Origin of the sequence: Janthinobacterium sp. (assembly GCF_031995485.1) — a bacterium.
In the GTDB taxonomy this organism is placed as follows: domain Bacteria; phylum Pseudomonadota; class Gammaproteobacteria; order Burkholderiales; family Burkholderiaceae_D; genus Janthinobacterium.
Map to the genome: position 1 here is coordinate 83,231 of NZ_DAMAGB010000003.1, position 25,934 is coordinate 109,164.

Sequence of the window (25,934 nt, forward strand, 5' to 3'; positions counted from 1 at the left end):
AGTGCGATGAACGATGGTTCCCTGCCGACCTCACACACGCCGCTGCGCGTGATGCTGCTCGACGACGATATCTTCATGCTCGAGGTGCTGGGCGAGATGCTGGGCCAGCTGGGCCGGTTCGACGTGCGCTGCGAGCCGGACAGCGCGCAGGCGCTGGCCACCTTGCGCCAGCACCGGCCCGACCTGCTGATCTGCGACCTGTCGATGCCCGACATGGATGGCATCGAATTTTTGCGCCTGGCGGCGGAGGGTGGTTTCCACGGTGGCGTGGTGCTGGTATCGGGCCTGCATTCGGCGATCCGCCAGGCGGCCGAACGGCTGGCGCTGGCCAACGGCCTGCATATCCTCGGCTCCTTCCGCAAGCCGCTGGCCGCGGCCGAACTGCGGCAAATGATTGCCTTACAGCTACAGCGCCAAGTTTTTCCGCAATAATCGCCACGTTTTGAAAAAATGGGTTATTATTTCAGCCATCCCCGCCTGCATACCCCTGGTCGCACCTTCCAAGAAGATTGAATTTGTGCCCATCGCCCCCACCTGCCAGATGTACTTCAGGAAGCGTGGATGGCGAACCAGCGTATGGTTAATTCCAGGCATTATTGATCCCACCCTCATTTGAGGAAAATATGAGCGAAAATATCAAACACATTAGCGATGCTTCTTTTGAAGCAGACGTCCTGAAATCCGAATTGCCGGTCCTGGTTGATTTCTGGGCCGAGTGGTGCGGTCCATGCAAGGCCATCGCGCCGATCCTGGAAGAAGTGGCCAAGGAATATGCCGGCCGCATCCAGATCGCCAAGATGGACGTGGACGCGAACCAGGCAGTACCTGCCAAGTTCGGCATCCGCGGCATTCCGACCCTGATCCTGTTCAAGAACGGTGAAGCAGCGGCGCAGAAAGTCGGCGCCATGGCCAAAGGCCAGCTGACGGCTTTCGTCGAAAGCAACATTTAATGTATGATAGGCAGCGCTGCGCCCGCAGCGCCGCCTGATTGGATAGACCGGGAAGCGGCTTTCGTACCATACGCTGACCCTTCCCTGATAATTAATCAACGCCACGCAGTTCCCTCCCCTACCTTTACCTCCCGTCTCGGGACACTCAACATATATGCATTTATCCGAACTAAAGGCCCTACACGTATCCGCCCTGCTTGAAATGGCGATCGGTCTTGACATTGACAACGCAGCCCGCTTGCGCAAACAGGAGCTGATGTTTGCTATCCTGAAAAAGCGCGCCAAGTCCGGCGAACAGATTTTTGGCGACGGCGCCCTGGAAGTGCTGCCTGACGGCTTCGGCTTCCTGCGCTCGCCTGACGCCAGCTACATGGCGTCCACCGACGACATTTACATCTCCCCTTCGCAAATCCGCCGCTTCAATCTGCACACCGGCGATTCGATCGAGGGCGAGGTACGGACCCCGAAAGATGGCGAACGCTATTTCGCATTGGTCAAAGTCGACAAGGTCAACGGCGAATCGCCGGAAGCCTCGAAACACCGCATCCTGTTTGAAAACCTGACGCCGCTGCACCCGAACGAGCCGCTGCGCCTGGAACGTGAAATGAATGGCCAGGAAAACATCACCGGCCGCATCATCGACCTGATCGCGCCGATCGGCAAAGGCCAGCGCGGCCTGCTGGTGGCGTCGCCGAAATCGGGCAAGTCCGTGATCCTGCAGCACATCGCGCATGCGATCACGGCCAACCACCCCGATATCACCCTGATCGTGCTCCTGATCGACGAACGTCCGGAAGAAGTGACCGAGATGCAGCGTTCGGTACGCGGCGAAGTGGTCGCCTCGACCTTCGACGAGCCGGCCACCCGCCACGTGCAAGTGGCCGAGATGGTGCTGGAAAAAGCCAAGCGCCTGGTCGAAATGAAAAAAGACGTGGTGATCCTGCTCGACTCGATCACCCGCCTGGCGCGTGCCTACAACACCGTGATCCCGGCGTCGGGCAAGGTGCTGACCGGTGGTGTTGACGCCAATGCGCTGCAACGCCCGAAACGCTTCTTCGGCGCCGCGCGCAATATCGAAGAAGGTGGCTCGCTGACCATCATCGCCACCGCGCTGATCGAAACGGGTTCGCGCATGGATGACGTGATCTTTGAAGAATTCAAGGGTACCGGCAACATGGAAGTCCACCTGGAACGCCGCCTGGCCGAAAAACGCGTCTACCCGGCCATCAATCTGAACAAATCGGGTACCCGCCGCGAAGAACTGCTGATCAAGCCGAACGAGCTGCAAAAAATCTGGATCCTGCGCAAGTTGCTGTACTCGATGGACGAGATCGAAGCGATGGAGTTCATTCTCGACAAGATGAAAGCGACCAAAAACAACGCTGAATTCTTCGACATGATGCGTAGAGGCGGCTAAAACCTACTGCGCGGCCGTATTTGCGATCTCCGTTGCTCACCGTACTCTCGTACGGTTCCGCTACTCGATCGCAACTCCGGCCTGCTCGCTACGGTTTTATTCCGCCTCTCGCGCTAGCCGAAGAGCGTAGGTCGGATTAGGCCACAGGTCGTAATCCGACAACACCGCCGCCGCACGCAATCATGCAAAGCCGCTCCATGAGCGGCTTTTTTATTGCCCTCACCCGCAAAGCGCTATATAATCTGCGGTTGCATTTATTTAAACCCTGGCAAGTGATCGGCAATCGGGTCAAGAAGCAAGACGACCGACGAAGTGCTGTTTGGCTACCAAACCAGAGAGAAGACCATGAAAGTCGATACCCATCCAGATTACCGCGAAGTTGTTTTCCACGATCTGTCGTGCGATTTCAAATTCGTTACCCGTTCGACCATCCAGACCCGCGAAAAAATCACCCATGACGGTAAAGAATACCCACTGGTGAAAATCGAGGTGTCGGCTGAATCGCACCCATTCTTCACGGGCAAGCACAAAATCGTCGACACGGCTGGCCGCGTCGAGAAGTTCCGTCAGAAGTTCGGTTCGGTTGGTTCGAAAACCGCAGTCGCAGCAGGCTGATTTTTGCCGCTGTGCGGCAAAAGCAGGCAGCTTCGGCTACCAACAAAAAAGGCAGCCACGGCTGCCTTTTTTGTCTTTTACCGCTTTACTTTATACTGCCGCATACCCGACGCCATACGCATGCGTCTCACTATTTTTACTGATACCCACCATCGATGAAGCCAGTCCGCCTTCCCGCCGCTGCCACACTCGCGCTGCCACGATGGGCCTTGTTTGCGCTTGGCCTGCTGTACATCCTGCCTGGCCTGATCGGCCGCGAACCGTGGAAGAACGATGACGCCGCCAGTTTCGGCATCATGTGGACCATGGCGCATGGCGGCCTGACCGACTGGCTGTGGCCGAATATCGCCGGCCTGTCGATGCCCGACGAAGGTCCGCTGGCGTTCTGGCTGGGCGCCATCTTCATCAAGCTGTTCGGCTGGATCGGCAACGAAGTGTTTGCCGCGCGCATGTCGACCATCGGCATTTTCGTCATCAGCGCGTTATCTGTCTGGTACACCGCCTTCAACCTGGGCCGTCGTCCCGACGCCCAGCCGCTGCGCCTGGCCTTTGGCGGCCAGCCCGAGCCGGACGACTTCGGCCGCACCCTGGCCGACGCGGCCGTCCTGATCTATTTGGGCTGCCTGGGCCTGCTGCAGCACAGCCATGACATCACCGCCGAGGCGCTGTATGTGTCGCTGATGGCCTATATGCTGTACCGCGCCGTGCGCTATGTGGAACGCGCCTCGCTGCGCAACGCCGTCCTGCTGGGCCTGGCAATGGGCGGCCTGACCCTCACGCGCGGCTGGGTTGCGCCGGCGGCGCTGACCGTCTCGCTGGTACTGTGCTCGGTATTTTTGCGCCTGCCGCTGCTGCGCAGCCTGGGCCACCTGGCACTGGCCGTGCTGGTCGGCACGCTGCTGACCCTGGTCTGGCTGCTGCCGGGCGAACTGCTGCAGCCCTATGGCCACTCGCCGCTGCAAGCCTGGATGAACTGGAACTGCCGCCAGCTCAGCCTGCCGGACCGCCAGAGCATCGTGTATTTCTTCCGCGTCGGCATCTGGTTCTTCTGGCCCGCCTGGCCGTTCGCCGCCTGGGCCGTGTACGCCTGGCGCCGCCAACACCATGTGCTGCATATCGTGGTGCCGATGACCTTTGTCGCGATGCTGTCCATCCTGGCCATCTTCCATCCCGATCCCGATCCGGCGCAGCTGCTGCCGCTGCTGCCGCCGCTGGCCGTGATGGCCGCATTCGGCCTGCTGACCATGAAGCGCGGCGCCATCAACGCGATCGACTGGTTCTCGGTCATGGTGCTGACGATTTGCGCTTTTGTCTTGTGGCTGTTCTGGTTCGCCGCCCTGACCGGCTGGCCGGCCAAGCTGGCTCACAATGCGCTGAAACTGTTGCCAGGCTACAAACCTGAACTGGGCCTGATCGCCTTCTTTGTTGCCGCCTGCGCCACCGCCGGCTGGGTCGCGCTGGTGCACTGGCGCATCTCGCGCCAGCCAGCCGTGCTGTGGCGCGCCGTGGTGCTGTCCTCTGGCGGCCTGATCCTGATCTGGGTGCTGATCATGACCTTGTTCCTGCCGGAGCTGAACTACAGCAAGAGCTACGCCGGCGTGGCGCACCAGATCTCGGTGAACCTGCCGGCCGGCAATGCCTGCATCAACACCAATATCGGAGCAGCCCAGCGCGCCTCGTTTGCCTATTATGGCCAGCTGCCGTTTGCCGGTGTCGAGCACCAGCGCTGCGACTTGCTGCTGCTGCAAGACAACAGCAAGCGGCGCGACGGCAAGGACGCCATGCCGGAACACCACGGCGCCGACTGGATCAAGCTGTGGGAGGGCCGGCGCGCCACCGACGACGCCGAGCGCTTCAGGCTGTACCAGCGGGTGAAATAATCACCCCACATAACCCGGGAATTTCCCGGGTTTTTTTATGTCCTGCAACTCGTTGACAGACCGGCATTGGCACATCGCCAAGCTGTTGTTTAGCCTGCCTTTTTTTTCAGCAGCTCTGCCACAAAGCGTCTTGACGGCGCTATAGTCATGCGTAGTATGTTGCCTCGCAGCATGTCTTTTCGACACGCTGCCGCGACCTGCGCTTCGCACCAAACAACTGTCTGACGCTGCCGCTGCCTTGACCCGCCAGCCTGGCTTACCATCCGAGTCCTTCATGCCCTTTCTGTATCAACTCCGGCTTGCGCTCCGGAATACCTATGTCCGCCTGGCCCTGGCAGTCTGCCTGGTGGCCGGCGTCGGCGCCGCCCTGTACGTGTCCAATACCGTCGTGCAAGACGCCAGTCCCTTGCTGCGCTCGCAAAATATCGGCGAGATCACGGCCCTGCCCGCGCAGCGCGCGCGCCTGGAATATCTGCTGCTGGCCAGGCCGCTGTCGGAAACGCCGCGCTATGTGTTCAAGTTCAAGGATGCGCCGGCTATCCATGTGGTCAAGGTGCCGGCCACCTCGCACCTGAGCCTGGAGCGCGAGGTGCTGCTGAAGAATGGCTTGCCGTATGCGATCGCCACCGATGCGTTCCTGGCGTCGCACAAGGCGGTGCTGCAGGATGGCGACGACGGCGCCATGGCCGAGGCCGGTGCTTTCGTACAGCGCCATGCGGTCGATATCCTGCTGGTCGTGCTGCTGCTGTGCGTGCTGAAATTCGGCATTCCCGGCATGGGCTTGAACGCCAGCGTGATCGCGCCGGGCAAGCTCAAGGGCAGCCTGGACGACCTGATCGGCATGGACGACATCAAGCAGGAAGTGCTGCATCTGGAAGACATGATCCGCAACCGCAGCGTCTATAAATCGCACAATATCGACAAGCCGTTCAATGTCATGCTGACCGGCCCGGCCGGTACCGGCAAGACCAAGCTGGCCGGCTACCTGGCCAAGCGGCTCGACATTCCCCTGATCCAGGCCTCGGGCTCGGCGCTGGAATCGGGCTATGTGGGCGGCGGCGCCAAGGCCTTGAATGCCCTGTACCGCAAGGCCTGTGCGCGTGGCAACTGCATCATCTTTCTGGACGAAGCGCAGTCGCTGTTCATGCCGCGCGGACGCAGCGAACGCAAGTGGGACGACGATACGGCCAACACCTTGCTGGGTCTGCTCGATGGCGTAAAAAGCAGCGAAGGCGCGGGCGTGATCTGGATCGTGGCCTCGAACTTCGACGATGCATCGAGCCAGATGGACGAAGCCATGCTGCGCCGCTTCCCCGTGAAGATCAATTTCCGTTTGCCCAACAAGGCCGAGCGCGGCGCCCTGCTCAAGCATTTCCTGTCGCAAAAAGCCGACGGCTGCGTCGACTGGCCGAATCTGGAGGTGGCGCAGGTGGCCGAAGTGACGGCCAACCTCAGCCCGGCCCTGCTGGAAACCGTGGTCGAGCGCGCCAGCATGCTGGCGATCCAGGAAAAAGTGCTGATCGACACCGGCCTGCTGTTCCGCGCCTTCGAGCGCGCCACCATCGGCCTGGCCGACCGCGCCGCCACGGCGGAAAAACATTTGCAGCGCGAGCGCATCGCCTTGCACGAGCTGGGCCACTTCTTCATGCAGATCGACCCGTACCTGCGCACCGGCATGTCGCTGGAGCAGGTCAAGCTGAAGTCGCATCTGTTGAAAATCAGTACCGAAGCGGTGTCGAAGATCGGCGCGCTCGGCTATGTGCTGTCGTCGGGCGACGATCTGTCGCTGCGTACCCTGGAAGAGCTGGAACGCGACGTGATCGGCCTGTACGGCGGCGTGGCGGCCGAAGAACTGTTTTATGGCGCACGCGGCATTTCGGTGGGCAGCCAGAACGATATCGAAAAGGCCACCACCCTGCTCGACACCATGGTCAACAAGCTGTCGATGTATTCGCGCTCCAAGCTCGACTACCGCCAGCTGAAACACGACCACGGCGACGAGCGCACGCTGGCCATGGTGGAGGCCAAGGCGGATGAGCTGTACAGCTACACCTTGAACGCGATCGGCGACTACCGCAGCGCCATCGAAGCGATCAAGGTGGTGCTGCTGGAGCGTTATGTGCTTTCCAAGGATGAGGTATTCGTGCTGCTGGAAGAACATTTGCAGCCGATGCCGGTACAACTGCACGCGGCGTAATTGCCTGATCCGACACCATCACGGCGTTGCCAACAATGTTGTCGGATTACGCGGTGTTGCCGCTAATCCGACCCATGGGACTGCTGGCCGAGCATGTGCAGCCCACATTGCCGCAATTGCAGGCAGCATAACGGCATAGGTCGGGTCAGGCCGCAGGCCGTAACCCGACAACCTGCCGCTTCAGCAACCGCTATCGACGATATTCACCGCTGAAGGCGTCAGCACGGCGTTGTCAACCACGGCCTCGGAGTAGGTCGCCCTGCAACTGGCCGGTGTGCGGGCGCTTTTGGAGCGGATGTGCAGGTCGCGGCCGTTGACGACGATGGCCCAGTCGTCCGCCGTCAGGCCGGCTGCCGTGGCAGTGGTGGCGGCGGACGAGGGATAACCGTTGACGATGGCCACGCTGGTACCTTCCATATCGACGGTCCTGCTCGTTGAACCGGTGAGCAGCCACTTTGCATGGGTCATGACACTGACGCTGGCCAACGCACCGCCCGCCGCCCTGACGGTGGCCTTGCGGGCATCGCCGCCCAGATCGATAAACTTTGGCAATGCGGTTGCTGCCAGGATGCCCAGCACGACGAGGACCACCACCAGTTCGATCAGCGTGAAGCCGCCCTGGGCGGGAGTAATACGGAATTGCGATGCAGGCATGGAGGTTTTTCGACAAGAAAAATAAATGCAGTAAGCAATTTTACTGCATAAAAATGTTGCAAATTAGGAATGATTGATAGCCAGCGCGTAGGTCGGATTAACGGAGCCGCCGAGGCGCGAAGCCGCGTAATCCGACACCACCGGCGGCGCCAACAATGTTGTCGGATTACGGCCTGCGGCCTAATCCGACCTACGGTACTGCTGGAGCAGCATTTGCAGCCGATGCCGGCACATACACGCGACGTCGTTGCGTCATTGCGTCGGTCGGACTAGCGCGCGAGCGCGTCATCCGACGCCCCCAACCTCACTCCGATCCCAGCCCCAGATCCGTTGCCACCTGCTTGCGCAACACATACTTCTGGATCTTGCCCGTCACGGTCATCGGGAATTCCTCGACAAAGCGCACGTAGCGGGGAATCTTGTAATGGGCGATCTGGCCGTTGCAAAAAGCCCGGATATCCTCGGCCGTGGTGGCCTGCGAACCGGGGCGCAGGATGATGCAGGCGCACAGCTCTTCGCCGTATTTCGCGTCCGGCACGCCCACGCACTGCACGTCGAGCACGCCAGGGTGGCGGTACAGGAATTCCTCCACTTCGCGCGGGTAGATGTTTTCGCCACCGCGTATCACCATGTCCTTCGAGCGGCCGACGATGCTGCAAAAGCCGTTGGCGTCGATTACGGCCAGGTCGCCCGTGTGCATCCAGCGCGCCGCGTCGATCGCCTCGGCGGTCTTTTCCGGGTCGCCCCAGTAGCCCTGCATCACCGAATAGCCGCGCGTGAGCAATTCGCCCTTTTCGCCGCGCGGCACGATGCGCCCTTCGCCATCGATGATTTTCACTTCCAGGTGCGGATGCACGCGGCCGATCGACGAGACGCGCATCTCGCGCGGGTCTTCGATCGCTGTCTGGAAGCTGACGGGCGAGGTCTCCGTCATGCCATAGGCGATCGTGATTTCTTCCATGTGCATCAGCTCGATCACGCGCGTCATCACTTCCATCGGGCATGGCGAGCCGGCCATGATGCCGGTGCGCAAATTCGACAGATCGTATTGCTTGAAATCAGGATGGTCGAGAATGGCAATGAACATGGTCGGCACGCCGTGCAAGCCGGTGCAGCGCTCGGCCTGCACGGTGTCGAGCACGGCTTTCGGATCGAACCCTTCGCCCGGAAACACCATCGCCGCGCCATGCGTGACGCAGGCCAGGTTGCCCAGCACCATGCCGAAGCAGTGGTACAGCGGCACCGGGATGCACAGCCGGTCGTGTTCGGTCAGGCGCATGGCTTCGCCGATAAAGAAGCCGTTGTTCAGGATGTTGTGGTGCGTCAGGGTGGCGCCTTTCGGCGCGCCGGTGGTGCCGGAGGTGAACTGGATATTGACGGCGTCGTCGAACTGCAGTGTGCTGCTCACATCTTCCAGGTGCGCCAGGTCGGCTTCGGTAATGCCGTCCATCAATTGATCAAAATTGTGCATGCCGGGCGTGGCGTCCTGCCCCAGGCGGATCACATGGCGCAGCTGCGGCAGGCGATCCGAACGCAGCTGGCCGGCGCGGCTGGCGGCGATGTCCGGCACCACGTCCTGCACGATGGCCAGATAGTCGCTGGACTTGAAGCTCGGCGACAGGATCAGCGCGCTGCAGGTCACCTTGTCGAGCACGTATTCGAGTTCCGAGCGGCGATACGCCGGGTTGATATTGACCATGATCAGCCCCGCCTTGGCGGTGGCAAACTGCGTCAGCACCCATTCGGCGCAGTTTTGCGACCAGATGCCGACGCGCTCGCCCGGCTGCAGGCCCAGCTTCAGCAGGCCAGCGGCCAGGCGGTGCACGCGCTGCTGGAACTGGCCATAGGTCCAGCGCACGTTCTGGTGCGCCACGATCAGGGCGTCGCGCTCGCTGTAGCGCGCCGCGATGCCGTCCAGCCAGGCGCCGATGGTCGCGCCGATCAGCGGCGTCTCGTGGGCGCCGTGTACATAACTCATGTCTTGCATACCGTCTCCAGGTAGTGGGCGCTTCTGCGCTCTCAGGCTGAAAATTATAGCCGCATACCGCTCTGGCGCGCATCGACGTTGTCAAGCGGTCAAAAAGCGGCGCACCGCAGCATCAGTTGCCAGAACAATCAGTCACAGTCAGGTAAAATATTTATGCGCCGGCTTCGCAAGCTGGACATTGTCCTTTTACCCTGGCTGGCTTATGACCCAAGAATTCCCGCGCGTGTCCGTTTTGTTGATTGATGACGAGGCCATCGCGCTCGACCTGATTTCCCATGGCTTCGAACGTGAACCCGACGTCAGCCTGCATTACGACCCCCGTTCGGAAATGGCAGTGGCGCTGGCGGTCCAGGTGGCGGCCACCATCGTGGTGGTCGATCTGCGCATGCCGGGCGCCGACGGATTTGACGTGATCCGCATGCTGCGCGCCGACCCCGCTACCGAGCATATTCCGGTGGTGCTGCTGTCGTCCGAGGACGATCCGGCGATCAAGGTCAAGGCGTTTGCCCTTGGCGCCAATGATTACCTGGTGAAATGGCCCGATACGCGCGAGCTGCTGGCGCGCGTGCGCTATCACAGCGCCGGCTATATCGCGCGCCAGCAGCGCGACGCCGCCTTTGTCTCGCTGCGCCTGAGCCAGGAAGAGCTGGCCCTGAGCCAGTCCGCGCTGCACCAGGCGCAAAAGATGGAAGCGATCGGCCAGCTGACCGGCGGCGTGGCCCACGATTTCAACAATGTGCTGCAGATCATCGGCGGCAACCTGCAGCTGATCAAGCTCCTGGGTGGCGTCAGCGAAAAAGCCCATAGCCGCATCGAGATCGCGCTGGCGGGCGTGGAACGGGGCGCCAAGCTGTCGGCCCATCTGCTGGCCTTTGCGCGGCGCCAGCCGCTGCAGGCGCAACTGATCAATCCGGGCCGGGTGCTGCGCGACATGGGCGACATGATCCGCCGCCTGCTCGACCCGCGCGCCACCATCGTCACCGATATCGAAGACGGCCTGTGGAGCACCATGGTCGACGCCAACCAGCTCAACAATGTGCTGCTGAACCTGGCCATCAATGCGCGCGACGCCATGGCAAGCGGCGGCACGCTGACCATGCGCGCGCACAATATCGCCGCCGGTTCGCCGCTGCTGGCCGAAGTCGGCAATGACAACTATGTGATGCTGGAAATTGCGGACACCGGCATCGGCATGGACGAGGCGGTGCTGCAACGGGCGTTCGAGCCGTTTTTTACCACCAAGCCGACCGGCCAGGGCACGGGCCTGGGCCTGAGCATGGCGTATGGCTTCGTCAAACAGTCCGGTGGCGAGATCATCCTGAAAAGCCAGCCGGGGGTGGGCACCAGCGTGAAGATATTCCTGCTGCGCAATGAACAGCAGGCATTGGCGGCCGAGGAAACAGCCGCCATACCGCTCAGCCGTGGGCTGGAAACCATTCTGGTGGTGGAAGATGAGGAAGAGGTACGGCGCTCGACCGTCGAGCTGCTGTCGGCGCTGGGCTACCGGGTGCTGCAGGCCGCCCATGCGGGTGCGGCACTGAACCTGGTGCGCTCGGGCGTGCCGATCGACCTGGTGTTTACGGATGTGATCATGCCGGGCGAGATCAGCAGCCTGCAACTGAGCGAGGCCGTGCGCGAGCAGCTGCCCGACACGCAAATCCTGTTTACCTCGGGCTATGCGGAAGGCGTGCTGGCCCACGAAGGGCGGCTCGATCCGGGCGTCAACCTGCTGCAGAAACCGTACACCCCCGACGTGCTCAGCAGCCGTATCCGGCATCTGCTGCAGCGGCGCAAGGGCATCAACTAGCGCTGTTGCTGCGGCGTCTACTGCTGCGGCTTGATATAGCGGTGCGACCCGGGCGGCGGCTCATTGAGCACGGCCCAGAAGATGCCCAGGTCGGCAATCGCGCGCACGAATTCCTCGAAATCGACGGGCTTGACGACATAGGCGTTTACGCCCAGCTCATAGCTGCGCAGCAAATCCTGTTCTTCTTTTGACGACGTCAGCATCACCACCGGGATGCTGCGCAGCGCCTGCGTGCTGCGGATCTCCGCCAGCACTTCCAGGCCATCGACTTTCGGCAGCTTCAGGTCCAGCAGCACCACGGCCGGATTGCCAGCTTCACGGCCGGAGTACTGCTCACGGCACAGCAGGTAGTCGAGCGCCTCGGCGCCGTCGCGGGCAATGATGACTTCATTGGCCAGCTGGCTTTTGGCCAGGGCGATCAGGGTCAGTTCCAGGTCATGCGGATTATCTTCGACCAGTAAAATGGGTTTTAACATAGGCTTGCCTTACATATCAATGTCTTTGGGAATGCTGAACGAGAACGTGGCGCCCAGGCCGGGCCTGGACTCGGCCCACACCCGGCCGCCATGGCGCTCGATAATGCGGCGCACATTGGCCAGGCCGATGCCGGTGCCGGGAAAGTCTTCCATGCGGTGCAGGCGCTGGAACACGCCGAACAGCTTGTGCACGTAATCCATGTTGAAGCCGGCGCCATTGTCGGCCACGTGGAATACCACTTCGTCCGCATCTTCGGTAGCGGTAACGGCGATATGCGCCACTTCTTTATTGCTGGTAAATTTGACGGCATTCGACAGCAGGTTGTACAGCGCCAGCTGGATGAAGGTGGGGTCGGCCCGCACCGACGGCATGGCGTCGATCTGCCACTCCACCTGGCGCTCGCGGATATCGAGCGCCAGCTTCTGGATGCAGCTGCGCGCCAGTTCCGTCATGTTGACCGGACTCGGATGCAGGGCGGCGCGGCCCATCTGCGAAAAACTCAGCAGATCGTCGACCAGCTTGCCGGCCAGGCGTGCCGAGTCCTTGATATTTTTCAAAAAGCGGCGCCGCTTGTCCGGGTCTTCCGCACCCGCCGTTTCCATCAGCAGGTCGGCGAAGCCGGCGATATGGCGCAGCGGCGCGCGCAGGTCGTGCGACACCGAATATGAAAACGCTTCGAGTTCCTTGTTGATGCGGCCCAGCTCCTCGGCCAGCTCCGCCATCTGCTCGGCCCGTTCCAGCACGATGCCCAGCAAGGCGCCACGGAACTCGACCGCCAGTTCGATCTCGCCGTCGTGCCACGGTGCGCTGATGCCGTGGATGGTTTCGCGCCAGCTGTCGAAACTGCTGCGCGGCGTCAGCTGGCCCGGCCCCGTCTTGTTCTGCGGCTGGCCGGCCCAGTCGACCGTCTGCACTACCTCGGGCCGGAACCACAGCAGATAATGCGGATGGATGCGCGAGATCGACATCGACAGCAAGCCGCTGGCGTTGCGCGCATAGGCTTGCGCCGGCGGATAGACGCTGCCCAGATGATCGGTATGGAACACCTCGCCATGGCCATTGGCTTCCAGCCACTGCACCAGTTCGCCCAGTTCCTGTTCATTGGGCGTATTGCCATAGGTCGTGATGCGGTCGCCAACGACGATGGCGGCGCCGCTGGCGCGGGCAAAACTGAGCAGTTCGGGAAACACGCTGCCCAGGCTGTCGACAAAGTCGACGTTCTGCTGCGTCAGGCCGGCCAGCATGCTGACCATGGTGCGCCGCACTTCCAGCCGGAACTGCAGCTCGCCCGCATCGCCGCGCGACTCGATGCACAGCGCCAGAATCTGTCCCAGCTGTTCGCACACGGTGCGCTGCTCGAACGCCACCGGCAACGACGTTGCGTGATGGCAGGAAATCAGGCCCCACAACTGCCCCTTGACGATCAGCGACACCGACATCGACGCCAGCGTGCCCATGTTGCGCATGTATTGCAAGTGGATCGGCGACACGCTGCGCAGGGCCGCGTATGACAGGTCGTTCGGCACGCCCGTCACGGGATTCATGGCCGGCAGCAGACGCGCCGGCGTGTAATCGGCATCCTGGATCAGGCGGATGCGGTTGAGCATGTACAGCTCGCGCGCCTGGCGCGGAATGTCGGTGGCGGGAAAGCGCAGCCCCAGGTAGGAGTCATAGCCCTCTTCCCGGCTCTCGGCCAGCACCTGGCCATGGCCATCCCGGTCGAACTGATACACCATCACGCGGCCAAAACCGCTCACCTCGCGGATCTGCCGGGCCGCCAGTGTACTCATCTCGACAATATCCTGTATATCGTTGATTTTCAGCAGGAAACTGCCCACCTTCGGATACAGGTGGCGGAAATCGGGCGGCGTGGCGCGCGTCACTACTTCGAACTCGAGCAGCAGCAACTGGTCGAACACATGGGCCAGCACATCGAAATAGCGCGCGTTGCCGGCACGGACCGTGCCCAGATGGGTAGGCTGGGTGCCAAGCTCGGCACTGGCCAGTTCCGCTTCCAGCTGCGCCGCAGCCTGTTCGCCCAGCACGCATGACAAATCCTGGCCGACGACCTGTTCGGCAGCGGCACCGGTCAGCTGTGCCAGGTTGGCCGATGCCTGCAGGATACGGCGCTCGCCTTCATGCGGCAGCGTCAGCAAAAAGCCGTGCGGCTGGATGCTGCCGGGAATGCGGATCGGTTCCTGGTCGCAGGACGTGAGGTTCAGTTGTGGCGGGGCAGGCGTATCGGTAGCGGCTGGCATCATGGCGGGTATGTCGGCAACGCGGGCCGGTCAGGCGGTGAAAGTACCGCTATTTTACTAGAGGCCGGTGGCCTGTGCCGCACCGCATGGGCCTTGAGGCCATATTCACCACTACGCATTTGCATTACCATGCAGCCCAACGCCACGGCGCGCAGTCAATCAGGGAGCAAGGTCAACGGTGCATTCATTACAACAGGGTTTTATTTTGACCCGCCACTGGCGCGACACCAGTGCCGGCACGCAGGTCGATTTCTGGCTGGCGACCGACGCCGGTCCGCGCCTGGTGCGTTTGCCGCCGCAGACCTCGGTGGCATTTATTCCCGTCGAGCAAAAGGAACGGGCCGAACTGCTGCTGCGCGGCGAGCGTGATGCCGAACTGCGGCCCTTGGCCCTGTGCGACTTTCACCACCGCCCCGTGCTGGGCTTGTACTGCAAGCAATACCGGCACTTGCTGAAACTGGAAAAAGAACTGCGCGCGCACGGCGTCGATGTGTACGAAGCCGATATCCGCCCGCACGAGCGCTACCTGATGGAGCGCTTCATCACGGCGCCGGTAATGTTCAACGCCAGAACCCCGGACCAGGCACAGCTCAAACCGGCGCCCGGCTACCGGCCCAGTTTGAGGCTGGCCTCGCTCGATATCGAAACCACGGCCCATGGCGAGCTGTACTCGATCGCGCTGGAAGGCTGCGGCCAGCGCCAGGTGTATATGCTGGGGCCAAAGAACGGCGGCGACGAGGCGCTCGATTTCGACCTCGAATACTGCGCCAGCCGCGGCCAGCTGATCGAACGCCTGAACAGCTGGATGGAACGCCACGACCCGGACGCCATCATCGGCTGGAACGTGGTGCAGTTCGACCTGCGCGTGCTGCGCGAGCAGGCCCAGCGCCACCGCGTGCCATTAAAACTGGGGCGTGGCGGCGCGGAACTCGAATGGCGAGAACACGGCGGCAAGCAGGAACACTATTTTGCGGCCGCCGCCGGGCGCCTGATCATCGACGGCATCGAGGCATTGAAGTCGGCGACCTGGAATTTCCCGTCGTTCAGCCTGGAAAACGTGTCGCAAACCCTGCTCGGCGAGGGCAAGGCTATCGACAATCCGTACCAGCGCATGGCCGAGATCGACCGCCGCTTCCGCGAGGACAAGCCGGCCCTGGCGCGCTACAACCTCAAGGACTGCGAACTGGTCACGCGCATCTTTGCGAAAACCGAACTGCTGACTTTTCTGCTGGAGCGGGCCAGCGTGACCGGCCTGGCGGCCGACCGCAGCGGCGGCTCGGTGGCCGCCTTCGAACACCTGTACCTGCCGATGATGCACCGGCAAGGCTTTGTCGCGCCCAATCTGGGCGACGTCGCTGGCGAAAACAGCCCGGGCGGCTTCGTGATGGATTCGCGCTCGGGGCTGTACGACTCGGTGCTGGTGCTCGACTACAAGAGCCTGTACCCGTCGATTATCCGCACCTTCCTGATCGACCCGGTCGGGCTGGTGGTCGGCACGCAAGAGGGCGAGATCAACCCCGTGCCCGGCTACCGCGGCGCCCTGTTTTCGCGTGAAAAACACTGCCTGCCCGCCATCGTCAACCAGGTATGGCAAGGGCGCGAAGCGGCCAAGCGCGAGCGCAATGCGCCGCTGTCGCAGGCGCTGAAAATCATCATGAATGCGTTCTATGGCGTGCTGGGCGCGACTGGCTGCCGCTTCTTCGATCCGCGCCTGGCCTCGTCGATCACCTTGCGCGGCCACGACATCATGCACCGCACGCGCGAGCTGATTACCGAACAGGGCTACCAGGTAATTTATGGCGACACGGACTCGACTTTCGTCTGGCTGAAAACGGCGCACGACGAGGAAGCGGCCGCCACCATCGGCCGCGCACTGGTGGCACAGGTCAACCAGTGGTGGCAGCAGTATCTGCGCGAGGAATTCGGCCTCGACAGTGCGCTGGAGCTGCAATTTGAAACGCACTACCGGCGTTTCCTGATGCCCACCATCCGCGGCTCGGAAGAAGGCAGCAAGAAACGCTATGCCGGGCTGGTCGGCAAGAGCGACGGCAGCGAACAGATGGTCTACAAGGGCCTGGAAACCGTGCGCAGCGACTGGACCCCGCTGGCCCAGCAATTCCAGCAGGCCCTGTACCTGCGCATCTTCCAGCGCGCGCCCTACCAGGCTTATGTGCGCGACTACGTGCAGCGTACCCTGGCCGGCGAATTCGACGCGCTGCTGGTGTACCGCAAGCGATTGCGCCGGCCGCTGGACGACTACCAGCGCAACGTGCCGCCGCATGTGCGCGCGGCGCGCACGGCCGACGCCTACAACCTGGCGCAGGGGCGGCCGCTGCAGTACCAGAATGGCGGCTGGATCAGCTATGTGATCACGGTGGCCGGCCCGGAACCGCTGGAGACGCAGCGTTCGCACATCGACTATCAACATTATCTCGAGAAGCAGCTGCAGCCGGTGGCCGACGCGATACTGCCCTTCCTGGGCGACGATTTTTCCAGGCTGGTGTCGCCGCAACACGACCTGTTCTGACACGATTCTGCTTACCTGCGCCGCCAAGCTGAGGTAATATCGGCGCCTGTCCGGCCTCGGCCGCAGGCGCAAGCCGCAGCGCAGGCGTAAAATACGCCATGGCGAAAGAATAAGAGCTGTACCAGTTACAAGACGATGCGGCTGCAGTCACGAGTTTCCTGACTGAAGTGCACCCACTGTTGAACCAGCAACCAATGCGGCCGCTGCCTGCCGATTGTTTGCCATTTTTAGAATGAATTGACACCATGACCGAGATCACCTCCTTAAGAGACATTCCGCAAAAAAACATCTTCCGCAAAGGCGATACCTTTGTGCTGTTTGGCGAGCTGTTCGGCCGGGGCTATGTCAATGGCCTGCTGGACGAGGCGCGCAAGGCGGGCATGAATATCGTCGGCATGACGGTCGGTCGCCGCGATGAAAACCTGGCGCTGCGCCCGCTGAACGCGGAAGAGCTGGCCGAAGCCGAAGCCAACCTGGGCGGGCGCATCATCAACGTGCCGCTGATGGCCGGTTTCGACCTGGACGCACCGGAAGGCGAACCGACCCCGACCGCACTGCTGTCGGACCTGACGCTGAAAAGCTGGCAGGACGACAAGCTGGACTGGGAAAAGATCAATCGCTCGCGCGAAGCCGGCACCGCCCGCTTCACGGCCTCCGTGGCGAAAGCCATGGCCGAGCTCGACACGCTGATTCCTGACGGCAGCAATGTGTATTTCGCCCACACCATGGCCGGCGGCATTCCGAAGGTCAAGGTCTTCCTGGCGATCGCCAACCGCATCTACAAGGGACGCGGCGAGCGCTTCATGTCTTCGCGCGCCCTGCTCGACAGCGACCTGGGCAAGCTGATCCTGATGAACTTCGACGAAGTCACCGCCAACACCCTGCAGCACCTGATCGACGGCAGCGCCGCCATCCGCAACCGCATCGAGCAAGCCGGCGGCCAGGTACGCTACAGCGCCTACGGCTACCACGGTACCGAGATCCTGATCGACGGCAAGTACCAGTGGCAAACCTACAGCAACTACACCCAGGGCCTGGCCAAGATGCGCCTGGAAAACGTGGCCAAGGCCGCGTGGGACAAAGGCATCAAGGCCACCGTCTTCAACTGCCCGGAAATCCGCACCAATTCGTCCGACATTTTCGTCGGCGTGGAACTGTCGCTGTTCCCCCTGCTCGACGCGCTGAAAAAAGAAGGCGGCGGCGCCTGGGCCGAACAGCAATGGGAAACCTGCCAGGCCCTGCTGGAAGACGGCACCTCGCTGCAGGACCTGCTCGACCGCATCGCTGCCTACAACGGCGACGCCACCAGCGTGCACTTCCGCAACTTCGCCGCCTGGCCGATGGACAACACGCCGGAACTGGCCGAAGTGATGATCGGCACCTCCGACGACATCACCAAGCTGCACAAGGACCGCAAGGAACTGATCACCGACCACCTGAGTTCGCTGGTACTGGAAGGCACCGGTCCGCTGATGTTCCATGAAATGTCGGACCCGCAAGCACCGGTCATCTGGCTCAACCACGACATCATCGCGCGTCAACTGAGCTCGGTACATAACCCGGCCTAAGCTGCAGCGCCCACGACGCCGCCCCGGGTTCGCGCCTGCGGCGGCGTTTTTCATGGCCGGCAGGGCTGGCGCGCAAACGATATAAATGATAGGCAAAGCAAAAAACTTGCCGGATCATGATAAATCAGTGATAATGCGTCTCGCGTTGCCGGGATGGCGGAATAGGTAGACGCACGGGACTCAAAATCCCGCGCTGGAAACAGCGTGCCGGTTCGATTCCGGCTCCCGGCACCACGCAACATATTTTGGCAGCACCGCCTAGACCCGCCCATCGCCAGATGACGGCGGGTTTTTTGTTTCTGCGCTAGCGGCAATCAATGCCGATCTCGTTCTGTCCCGCCTTGCTGCCCTTCTTGTAGCTGACCTCACAGCGCCTGACACTGTCCTCCATTCTTTTCGACAGCGTCACCTGGCCATATTCGCCGTAGCTGCACTGCAACCATTTCCCATCCGGAAAAGCCCCCTCCAGCTGCCAGACAAAAATAGTCTGTCCTTTTGCCTTGCGCTCTGCCGTGGGAACCAGTTCCCCCTTGCGTTGCGGCGGTCCGTCGATTGGCGCAGCCGAGTTCAGGTAAAGCGGGCCGGCGATATACGCAGTCCAGCCGGCAGGCACGGGATCGAGCTTGATGGAGGTGTCAGCAATACTGCTTGGGCAGATGGCTAATGACATGGCGCCAGCGAGTACGGGAATGAAGCAGCAGGCGCCAGCAAGGATGGCCTTGCGCACGTGCAAGCAATGATTCTGCATCGCGGCCCCTATTCGATAACGAAAAAGGCGTCAGCATTATTGCTGGGATCGATATACAAGCCATTTTTGTGTTTCCCTTTGGCCCGCAAGGTGCGAGAAGAAATAACCCCTTGCCGTTTTCCTGCCCATTGATCCATGACGAGTATGCCCGAAGGTATCTGGCCCATGTAAATCGCGGCGTGATTGCCGTATGAGCGATTGGCATATCGGCCGTCCACGAAGGTGGCGATGGCAGTCCCTTTCCTGATCAGGCTACTGCCCAGTACTGCCTCGCCCTGCCGCCATGCCAGCGTATGCGGCGCACCGGCATATTCCCTGACCAGTGCCACGCATTGGTGGTTACCAACCATTGTGGCTTTTTCAAGCTCATCGACTCGCGTATAGATGTAAGGCATCTTGCTCTCCCTGTCATGAAGAAGTGCCTTACGGTACAGCCCGGTAACGAAGTCTCGTTTGAAGAAAAACAAACTACCGGTGATTTGCCGGCCTGCGCCATGCCCTCCCTCACCGCCGCCTGCGCCGTATCGATGAACGCCAGGGACGCAGCTCGACCAGCGTACCTGTCAGGGTCGGTTGCGGTATCGGCGCATCCATGCGGACTTCCTCAGCGCTCTTCGCGGTAATACTCGCAGCCCTCGAACGTCGTGCGCAGCGCCTGTTGCAGCTGGGCATAGCGCTCCGGCGCGAGGTTGAAGCGCACGTCGATCTGGCCGTCGTCGTCCATCTGCATGGCGGCCTCGGCGTCCATCTGCACCGACAGGCGGTTGGCGTGCAGGATCACGGCGTGCATATGGCCGTACCACGAGAATTCCTGGCCGCAGTATTCGATATACGGCTCGTCCATGCCGAGCGCCACGTCCTGCTCGTCGTACTCGTCGGCGCGCTGGAACATCAGATAGACGGTCTCGCCGTTGGCGGCCGGGGCGGCCAGGGTGGTGATCAGGGCGTCGTCCTCGGCGAGGACGGAGAGGTCGGTGGCGGTAAATCCTGCGGACATGGCGTGCTTTCAAAGAATCGATGCCGCCACCATAGCGCAATTGGCAGCGCGAGAACAGGCAGATTTATAATTGCCTGTCATCCACCCACCTCCAGGAGCCTGCCTTGTCCACGCCTTACACCACTGTTCTCGCCATTCCCGATGCCGCCACCTATTGCCATCTGCGCAGTGCTTCCGGACTCAGTCCGAAGACGGCGGAAGCGGCGGCCAGGGGATTGCCGAACTCGCTGTTTGCGGTGCAGGTGCTGCAGGGCGACGAGATCGTCGGCATGGGCCGCATCATCGGCGACGGCGGCTGCTTTTACCAGGTGGTCGATATCGCCGTGCTGCCGGCGCACCAGGGGCGGGGACTGGGCAAGCTGATCATGCGCGAGATCATGCGCTATATCGAAGAACAGGTACCGGCCAGCGCTTACGTCAGCCTGATCGCCGACGGCCAGGCGCAAAATCTGTACGCGCAGTTCGGTTTCACGCACACGGCACCAAAGTCGGTGGGCATGGCGATGAAGCGCTAGCCATTCAGGCATGGCGGCCGGGGAGGCGGCTTGCTATAGTGTCGGCAGCGCGTGCCGCCAGCGGCAACGTCCCCTTCGAATTCAGAGAGATACCATGCTTTACCTGCTTGCCATCGCGACCGTGATCGCCCTGCTGTATTACGTTTTCAGCGGCCGTACGCCCGTCAAGCCGCTGGACAAGGCGCTGCTGTCGATCCGCCAGTATGTGCCGGCGATCCCGCCCGGCGCACCAGCGCACCACTGGACCGATGGCGGCCGCTATGCGTCCGAAGTGGACAACGATTCGATGTACCAGCCGGCCATCGCGAAACTGGCCGGCGAACATGGCCCGGGCAACGCCGATGAGCAATGCCTGGCGCTGCTGGTGTGCGACGACGCCAATCCGTTCCAGGACAAGGCCGTGGCCGTTTTTATCGACGGCCAGCTGGTTGGTTTCCTGGCGCACAACGATGCGCTGAAGCTGCACCGCAACCTGGGCCATCTGGACCTGGCCGGCCAATTGACCTCGTGCGATGCGGTGATTCGTGGCGGCGGGCTGTGGAATGGCAAGCGCCTGTCCTATGCCGTCTGGCTGGACCTGTCACCGTTCAATTAATCGCGTTTCACGCGCCTCTTCAAGCGTGCAGATGTTGCATTGCGAAAAGGTTATACTTGCCTGATTATTCACAATCAAGGCAAAGCGATGAATGCACAACTGCTCAACTGGGGCAGCAGCCTGGCGCCATTCGGCAGCGACCTGCTGTGGACCGCCCTGCCATGGATGCTGCTGTATGGCGTGCTCGGGTTTGTCATCGCCGCGATCATCTGCTACCAGCTGGCCAGGAAATGCCTGCTGGTACGCCGTCCGCGCGCCTGGCATGTGGCGGCCAAGCTCAGCTATGTTCTGATCCTGCTGGCGCTGCCGGTGCTCGGCGGCGCGTTTGGCGCCGTGCACAGCGTGCACCGCGTGGTCAACCAGGCGCTGGTGCGCGACCTGCAGCCGGTGTTCGAAGCGCAGGCGCCGGTGCTGCGCCGCTACCTGGAAACACAGGCCAGGCTGATCGCGCCGGGCCAGCCGGTCAGCATGCGCAGCCTGATCGAACCGTATGTCAAAGGCATGTATTACCAGCCGACCTCAAGCAGCTACTGGGAACGCAGCAAGGCGCGCTGGATCAACGACTTCATCCTGCGCCGCGGCAGCGTGCTGCTGACCGATGTGCTGCAGGAGCAGCTGATCAGCAAGGCCAGCGTGCTGGGCGAGGCGCTGAAGGGTTCCGACTTCCGTGGCCAGCCCACCAGCGAACTGGCCAAGCTGGGCACCGACCTGGCCGTGCGCGTGACTACCGATGTCACGCGCCAGGCCGACTTCAGCAAGCTCGACAAGTCCTTGCCGATGATCTTTATCGACGCCATCAAGCACCAGGCCAGCGCCTACTTCAATTCGCTCAAGATCACGATCGGCCTGTTCGCGCTGGCAGCGCTGCTGCTGGTATGGGGCGAGATCATGCTGTACCGTCACTATTACCTGCGCCGCTATCCGCTCGCCACGGCCATGCCCGTCACCATGCCGCCCCTGTAAAAAAGCCGCCCCTCCTTGCGGATGGGGCGGCTTTCGCTCAGCGCGAACACTCAGCCATTACAGCCGTTGTGCCACTGCATCGACCACGCACAGCGCCGTCATGTTGACGATGCGGCGCACGGTGGCCGATGGCGTCAGGATGTGCACCGGCTTGGCGCAGCCGAGCAGGATCGGGCCCACCGCGATGCCGTTGCCGGCAGCCGTTTTCACCAGGTTGTAGGCGATATTGGCGGACTCGATGTTCGGCATCACCAGCAGGTTGGCGTCGTGTTTCAGATCCGAATTCGGCATCAGCTTGTGGCGCAGCTTGCTGTCGAGCGCCGTGTCGCCGTGCATTTCGCCGTCGATTTCCAGCTCCGGCGCGCGTTCCTTGATGATGGCCAGCGCGGCGCGCATCTTCTGCGCCGAGGCGCTGTCGCTGGAACCGAAGTTCGAGTGCGACAGCAGGGCCGCGCGCGGCGACAGGCCGAAACGCGTCATCTCTTCGGCTGCCATGATGGTGATTTCGGCCAGCTGATCCGCGTCCGGGTTTTCATTGACGTGGGTGTCGACCATCACCAGCTGGCGCTCGGGCATGATCAGCACGTTCATGGCCGCATATACATTGCTGCCGGCGCGCTTGCCCAGCACCTGGTCGATATATTTCAGGTGCAGCTGCGTGGTGCCGAAGGTGCCGCAGATCATGCCATCGGCGTGGCCCTTGTGGATCATCATCGAGCCGATCAGGCTGTGGCGGCGGCGCATTTCCAGCTTCGCGTATTCCTCGGTGACGCCCTTGCGGCTGGTCATCTCGTAGTACGTGGTCCAGTAGTCGCGGTAACGCTCGTCGAAGTCCGGATTGATGATGTCGAAGTCGACGCCCTGTTTCAGGCGCAGGCCGAACTTCTGGATGCGTGCTTCCAGCACGGCCGGGCGGCCCACCAGGATAGGACGCGCCAGTTTCTCGTCGACCACTACCTGCACCGCGCGCAGCACGCGCTCTTCTTCGCCTTCGGCGTAGACGATGCGTTTGAGTTCGTTTGCGGTTTTCTTGGCCACCTGGAACAGCGGCTTCATGAAGGTGCCGCTGCGGTACACGAATTGCTGCAGGCTGTCGGCGTACGCTTGCAGGTCGGCGATCGGACGCGTCGCCACGCCGGAATCTTCGGCCGCCTTGGCCACTGCCGGCGCGATCTTGATCAGCAGGCGCGGATCGAACGGCATCGGGATCAGGTATTCCGGACCGAACGACAGGCTGGTGAAACCGTAGGTGGTGGCGACGATGTCGGACTGCTCGGCGTGCGCCAGTTCGGCGATCGCGTGCACCACCGCGATCTCCATTTCGCGCGTGATGGTGGTCGCGCCGCAATCGAGGGCGCCGCGGAAGATGTACGGGAAGCACAGTACGTTGTTGACCTGGTTCGGGTAGTCCGAGCGGCCGGTGCAGATGATGGCGTCGCCGCGCACTGCTTTCACGTCGTCGGGCAGGATTTCCGGATTCGGATTGGCCAGCGCCAGGATCAGCGGGTTCTTGGCCATGGTCTTGACCATGTCCTGTTTCAGCACGCCGCCGGCCGACAGGCCGAGGAAGATGTCGGCGTCCGGGATCACTTCGGCCAGGGTGCGGGCGTCGGTGTCGCGCGCGAAGCGTTCCTTGTCCGGATCCATCAGTTCGGTGCGGCCCTTGTAGACCACGCCGGCCAGGTCGGTGACGAAGATGTTTTCGAGCGGGAAGCCCAGGTCGACGATCAGGTCCAGGCAGGCCAGCGCGGCGGCACCGGCACCCGACACCACCAGTTTGCAGTTCTTGATGTCCTTGCCGACATACTGGATGCCGTTCAGGATGGCGGCGCCGACGATGATGGCGGTGCCGTGCTGGTCGTCATGGAAGACGGGAATCTTCATGCGCTCGCGCAACTGGCGTTCGATATAGAAGCACTCGGGCGCCTTGATGTCTTCCAGGTTCACGCCGCCGAAGGTCGGTTCCAGCGCGGCGATGATGTCGACCAGCTTGTCCGGATCGAGCTCGTTGATTTCAATATCGAACACGTCGATGCCGGCGAACTTCTTGAACAGCACGCCCTTGCCTTCCATCACCGGCTTGGCCGCCAGCGGACCGATATTGCCCAGGCCCAGCACGGCGGTGCCGTTGGTAATCACGGCCACCAGGTTGCCGCGCGCCGTGTATTTGTAGGCGTTGGCAGGGTCGATGACGATTTCTTCGCAGGGAGCGGCCACGCCGGGTGAGTAGGCCAGCGCCAGGTCGCGCTGGTTGGTCAGTGTCTTGGTAGGCGTCACGCTGATCTTGCCGGGGCGCGGGAACTCGTGATATTCGAGTGCGGCCGAGCGCAATTGTTGACGCAATTCTTCTTTTTTATCAGATGACGAATCCATGCTGTGCTGCCTTCCTGTTTGGTCGATCGGGGTGTTCGCGATTTTATCAGACCGCTACTTTCAAGCCGCTAGGTATTTTCCGCAAGCATAGTCTGTTATCACGAAACCGCATAACCCACCATTGTAAAGGCGTGCGACGGCGCAAACCGAAACGATGCAAAAAACTATCGATTTTTTAATATCAATAATTTTTTTCGATCAAAAACGGCCTTATTCAAAGTTGTCTTCGATCAGAAAGCCGTAGTCTTCATCGATCAGCATCTGCAGGTACTCGTCAAAACTGTTGGCGATCACCTGGTAATTGTCGGGGTCATGCAGGAAGCGCACGATCTGGCCGCTCTTGCCGGCGGCCGTCGGCGAGAAATCGACATACAGCTTCGAGCTGCCGCCATTGTTCATGCAGTGGGAGAAACACAGGCGCTGCCCCTGCCTGACCGTCGCATCGATGCGCGCATCGACGATGCCGGGGTCCTCCTCAAGATAATGGCCATAGATGTCGGCGATGCTGCGCTGATCGGCTTCCTTGTCTTCGAGTATCTGTTTGACCGAGCTCAGGTAATACGGATACTCGAAAACATCCGAGCCCAGCAGGTACACCAGCACCATGCCGCCAGGATATGCGTCGTAATACGTGCCGTTATAGGTGGCCAGCAGGCGCAACAGGCTGTCCGGGCATAGCGGATAAGCCTGGCGCAGCTGATCGAGCTGCTGCGCACTGGCGCCGCTGGCCAGCGCCAGCTCGTCCAGGCTTTCCTGCGGCAAGCGCTCACGCACGCCGGCGAGGTAGGTTTCAAGAAGGGGGGATTTATTGCTCGGGGTCGACAAACGCATACTCCTGGTTGATCTGCAGTTGCAGGTAATCGTCAAAACTGGCGGCAATCACGCGGTACTCGTCCGGGTCGTGCACAAAACGGATCACCTGTCCCGCCACGCCGCCAGAGCCTGGCGCAAAATCCAGGTACAGCATCGAGGTGCCGCCATTGTTCATGCAGTGCGCAAAGCACAGCCGTTCCTTGCCGCTGGCCTGCGCATCGATGCCGCTGTCCAGCACGACGCTATCGTCGTCCGCCAGCTCGCCATATATCTCGACTATGCTGTCGGGATACAGTTGCCTGTCTTCCAGTATCTGCTCGACCGAGCGCAGGAAATACGGATAGCTGCCCATGCCCGGATCGGCGCCCAGCACCAGCACGGCCGTGCCGACGCCGTCTTCGTCATCGTCCCAGTGCGTGCCGTTGAGCTGGCTCAGCAGGGCAAGCAGGCTGGCCGGGCAAGCGGGAAACGCCTGCAGCAAGGTCTGCAATTGCGCCGCGCTGGCGCCACCGGCAACAGCCAGCCGTGCCAGCGGGGTGGGCGGCAAAACCTGGCGCAGTCCTGCGAGATAGTGATTGACGATATCCATGCGT

Annotated in this window: 22 protein-coding genes and 1 tRNA gene; 13 read left to right on the forward strand and 10 right to left on the reverse strand. The window is 61.7% G+C overall.

The window, feature by feature from the left end; translation table 11 throughout:
• Positions 1–6 precede the first annotated feature (6 nt).
• From RTQ46_RS03375 to RTQ46_RS03400, 6 genes are all read left to right on the forward strand, one after another.
• Complete coding sequence (locus tag RTQ46_RS03375) at positions 7–432, forward strand: response regulator (RefSeq protein ID WP_312434601.1); 426 nt, start codon at positions 7–9, stop codon at positions 430–432.
• A gap of 191 nt (positions 433–623) precedes the next feature.
• A complete protein-coding gene (gene trxA, locus RTQ46_RS03380; RefSeq protein ID WP_312434602.1) occupies positions 624–950 on the forward strand; it encodes a thioredoxin TrxA in 327 nt (108 codons plus the stop codon).
• A gap of 154 nt (positions 951–1,104) precedes the next feature.
• Positions 1,105–2,367, forward strand: a complete 1,263-nt coding sequence (gene rho, locus RTQ46_RS03385) for a transcription termination factor Rho (protein ID WP_010401543.1) — start codon at positions 1,105–1,107, stop codon at positions 2,365–2,367.
• Between the two features lie 345 nt (positions 2,368–2,712).
• Entirely contained in the window at positions 2,713–2,982 is a 270-nt protein-coding gene (locus RTQ46_RS03390; protein WP_065309606.1) for a type B 50S ribosomal protein L31, read from the forward strand.
• A 155-nt stretch (positions 2,983–3,137) separates the two neighbouring features.
• Entirely contained in the window at positions 3,138–4,862 is a 1,725-nt protein-coding gene (locus RTQ46_RS03395; RefSeq protein WP_312434606.1) for a glycosyltransferase, read from the forward strand.
• A gap of 274 nt (positions 4,863–5,136) precedes the next feature.
• Entirely contained in the window at positions 5,137–7,059 is a 1,923-nt protein-coding gene (locus RTQ46_RS03400; protein WP_312434608.1) for an AAA family ATPase, read from the forward strand.
• Positions 7,060–7,239: 180 nt separating this feature from the next.
• On the opposite strand, the gene RTQ46_RS03405 is transcribed toward RTQ46_RS03400, so the two are convergent.
• Both RTQ46_RS03405 and RTQ46_RS03410 read right to left on the reverse strand, forming a co-directional pair.
• Positions 7,240–7,713 carry a prepilin-type N-terminal cleavage/methylation domain-containing protein gene (locus tag RTQ46_RS03405; protein ID WP_312434609.1) on the reverse strand — a complete coding sequence of 158 codons (474 nt, stop codon included), beginning with the start codon at positions 7,711–7,713 and terminating at the stop codon, positions 7,240–7,242.
• 304 nt (positions 7,714–8,017) lie between these two features.
• Positions 8,018–9,700, reverse strand: a complete 1,683-nt coding sequence (locus RTQ46_RS03410; protein ID WP_312434611.1) for an AMP-binding protein — start codon at positions 9,698–9,700, stop codon at positions 8,018–8,020.
• Positions 9,701–9,902: 202 nt separating this feature from the next.
• Here RTQ46_RS03410 and RTQ46_RS03415 point away from each other — a divergent pair, with 202 nt between their 5' ends.
• Positions 9,903–11,507, forward strand: a complete 1,605-nt coding sequence (locus RTQ46_RS03415) for a response regulator (RefSeq protein WP_312434613.1) — start codon at positions 9,903–9,905, stop codon at positions 11,505–11,507.
• Positions 11,508–11,524: 17 nt separating this feature from the next.
• Here the strand turns inward: RTQ46_RS03415 and RTQ46_RS03420 are convergent, their stop codons facing one another.
• Both RTQ46_RS03420 and RTQ46_RS03425 read right to left on the reverse strand, forming a co-directional pair.
• Complete coding sequence (locus tag RTQ46_RS03420; RefSeq protein WP_312434614.1) at positions 11,525–11,983, reverse strand: response regulator; 459 nt, start codon at positions 11,981–11,983, stop codon at positions 11,525–11,527.
• Positions 11,984–11,992: 9 nt separating this feature from the next.
• Complete coding sequence (locus RTQ46_RS03425) at positions 11,993–14,245, reverse strand: ATP-binding protein (RefSeq protein ID WP_312434616.1); 2,253 nt, start codon at positions 14,243–14,245, stop codon at positions 11,993–11,995.
• Between the two features lie 175 nt (positions 14,246–14,420).
• Between RTQ46_RS03425 and RTQ46_RS03430 the strand changes: the two genes are divergently transcribed.
• From RTQ46_RS03430 to RTQ46_RS03440, 3 genes are all read left to right on the forward strand, one after another.
• Positions 14,421–16,769 carry a DNA polymerase II gene (locus RTQ46_RS03430; RefSeq protein WP_312434617.1) on the forward strand — a complete coding sequence of 783 codons (2,349 nt, stop codon included), beginning with the start codon at positions 14,421–14,423 and terminating at the stop codon, positions 16,767–16,769.
• A 245-nt stretch (positions 16,770–17,014) separates the two neighbouring features.
• A complete protein-coding gene (locus RTQ46_RS03435) occupies positions 17,015–18,337 on the forward strand; it encodes an enoyl-acyl carrier protein reductase FabMG (protein ID WP_312434619.1) in 1,323 nt (440 codons plus the stop codon).
• Between the two features lie 147 nt (positions 18,338–18,484).
• Positions 18,485–18,571, forward strand: a tRNA-Leu gene (locus RTQ46_RS03440).
• A 70-nt stretch (positions 18,572–18,641) separates the two neighbouring features.
• On the opposite strand, the gene RTQ46_RS03445 is transcribed toward RTQ46_RS03440, so the two are convergent.
• The 3 genes from RTQ46_RS03445 to RTQ46_RS03455 form a co-directional block, all read right to left on the reverse strand.
• The gene (locus tag RTQ46_RS03445) at positions 18,642–19,064 is read right to left on the reverse strand and encodes an STY0301 family protein (RefSeq protein WP_312434777.1); all 423 of its coding nucleotides are present in this window, start codon (positions 19,062–19,064) and stop codon (positions 18,642–18,644) included.
• Between the two features lie 29 nt (positions 19,065–19,093).
• A complete protein-coding gene (locus RTQ46_RS03450) occupies positions 19,094–19,480 on the reverse strand; it encodes a BPSL0067 family protein (protein WP_312434620.1) in 387 nt (128 codons plus the stop codon).
• A 209-nt stretch (positions 19,481–19,689) separates the two neighbouring features.
• Positions 19,690–20,082 carry an Imm10 family immunity protein gene (locus RTQ46_RS03455; RefSeq protein ID WP_312434622.1) on the reverse strand — a complete coding sequence of 131 codons (393 nt, stop codon included), beginning with the start codon at positions 20,080–20,082 and terminating at the stop codon, positions 19,690–19,692.
• Positions 20,083–20,186: 104 nt separating this feature from the next.
• Between RTQ46_RS03455 and RTQ46_RS03460 the strand changes: the two genes are divergently transcribed.
• The 3 genes from RTQ46_RS03460 (at position 20,187) to RTQ46_RS03470 (ending at position 22,155) form a co-directional block, all read left to right on the forward strand.
• Positions 20,187–20,597 carry a GNAT family N-acetyltransferase gene (locus RTQ46_RS03460; RefSeq protein ID WP_312434623.1) on the forward strand — a complete coding sequence of 137 codons (411 nt, stop codon included), beginning with the start codon at positions 20,187–20,189 and terminating at the stop codon, positions 20,595–20,597.
• A gap of 94 nt (positions 20,598–20,691) precedes the next feature.
• A complete protein-coding gene (locus RTQ46_RS03465; protein ID WP_312434625.1) occupies positions 20,692–21,192 on the forward strand; it encodes a hypothetical protein in 501 nt (166 codons plus the stop codon).
• Positions 21,193–21,279: 87 nt separating this feature from the next.
• Positions 21,280–22,155 carry a hypothetical protein gene (locus tag RTQ46_RS03470; protein WP_312434626.1) on the forward strand — a complete coding sequence of 292 codons (876 nt, stop codon included), beginning with the start codon at positions 21,280–21,282 and terminating at the stop codon, positions 22,153–22,155.
• A gap of 57 nt (positions 22,156–22,212) precedes the next feature.
• On the opposite strand, the gene RTQ46_RS03475 is transcribed toward RTQ46_RS03470, so the two are convergent.
• From RTQ46_RS03475 to RTQ46_RS03485, 3 genes are all read right to left on the reverse strand, one after another.
• Entirely contained in the window at positions 22,213–24,528 is a 2,316-nt protein-coding gene (locus RTQ46_RS03475; RefSeq protein WP_312434627.1) for an NADP-dependent malic enzyme, read from the reverse strand.
• 210 nt (positions 24,529–24,738) lie between these two features.
• Positions 24,739–25,353, reverse strand: a complete 615-nt coding sequence (locus tag RTQ46_RS03480; RefSeq protein WP_312434628.1) for an SMI1/KNR4 family protein — start codon at positions 25,351–25,353, stop codon at positions 24,739–24,741.
• Entirely contained in the window at positions 25,334–25,930 is a 597-nt protein-coding gene (locus RTQ46_RS03485; RefSeq protein ID WP_312434629.1) for an SMI1/KNR4 family protein, read from the reverse strand. The genes RTQ46_RS03480 and RTQ46_RS03485 overlap by 20 nt, the downstream gene beginning before the upstream one ends.
• Positions 25,931–25,934 lie beyond the last annotated feature (4 nt).

Excerpts from the sequence above, each read along its gene's own strand:
- RTQ46_RS03455 (WP_312434622.1), bottom strand. The coding sequence starts at position 20,082 with ATGTCCGCAGGATTTACCGCCACCGACCTCTCCGTCCTCGCCGAGGAC.
- RTQ46_RS03425 (WP_312434616.1), bottom strand. The coding sequence starts at position 14,245 with ATGATGCCAGCCGCTACCGATACGCCTGCCCCGCCACAACTGAACCTC.
- RTQ46_RS03375 (WP_312434601.1), top strand. The coding sequence starts at position 7 with ATGAACGATGGTTCCCTGCCGACCTCACACACGCCGCTGCGCGTGATG.
- RTQ46_RS03420 (WP_312434614.1), bottom strand. The coding sequence starts at position 11,983 with ATGTTAAAACCCATTTTACTGGTCGAAGATAATCCGCATGACCTGGAA.
- RTQ46_RS03470 (WP_312434626.1), top strand. The coding sequence starts at position 21,280 with ATGAATGCACAACTGCTCAACTGGGGCAGCAGCCTGGCGCCATTCGGC.
- RTQ46_RS03415 (WP_312434613.1), top strand. The coding sequence starts at position 9,903 with ATGACCCAAGAATTCCCGCGCGTGTCCGTTTTGTTGATTGATGACGAG.
- RTQ46_RS03475 (WP_312434627.1), bottom strand. The coding sequence starts at position 24,528 with ATGGATTCGTCATCTGATAAAAAAGAAGAATTGCGTCAACAATTGCGC.
- RTQ46_RS03400 (WP_312434608.1), top strand. The coding sequence starts at position 5,137 with ATGCCCTTTCTGTATCAACTCCGGCTTGCGCTCCGGAATACCTATGTC.
- RTQ46_RS03405 (WP_312434609.1), bottom strand. The coding sequence starts at position 7,713 with ATGCCTGCATCGCAATTCCGTATTACTCCCGCCCAGGGCGGCTTCACG.
- RTQ46_RS03435 (WP_312434619.1), top strand. The coding sequence starts at position 17,015 with ATGACCGAGATCACCTCCTTAAGAGACATTCCGCAAAAAAACATCTTC.
- rho (WP_010401543.1), top strand. The coding sequence starts at position 1,105 with ATGCATTTATCCGAACTAAAGGCCCTACACGTATCCGCCCTGCTTGAA.
- RTQ46_RS03395 (WP_312434606.1), top strand. The coding sequence starts at position 3,138 with ATGAAGCCAGTCCGCCTTCCCGCCGCTGCCACACTCGCGCTGCCACGA.
- RTQ46_RS03485 (WP_312434629.1), bottom strand. The coding sequence starts at position 25,930 with ATGGATATCGTCAATCACTATCTCGCAGGACTGCGCCAGGTTTTGCCG.
- RTQ46_RS03450 (WP_312434620.1), bottom strand. The coding sequence starts at position 19,480 with ATGCCTTACATCTATACGCGAGTCGATGAGCTTGAAAAAGCCACAATG.
- RTQ46_RS03390 (WP_065309606.1), top strand. The coding sequence starts at position 2,713 with ATGAAAGTCGATACCCATCCAGATTACCGCGAAGTTGTTTTCCACGAT.
- RTQ46_RS03410 (WP_312434611.1), bottom strand. The coding sequence starts at position 9,700 with ATGCAAGACATGAGTTATGTACACGGCGCCCACGAGACGCCGCTGATC.
- trxA (WP_312434602.1), top strand. The coding sequence starts at position 624 with ATGAGCGAAAATATCAAACACATTAGCGATGCTTCTTTTGAAGCAGAC.
- RTQ46_RS03465 (WP_312434625.1), top strand. The coding sequence starts at position 20,692 with ATGCTTTACCTGCTTGCCATCGCGACCGTGATCGCCCTGCTGTATTAC.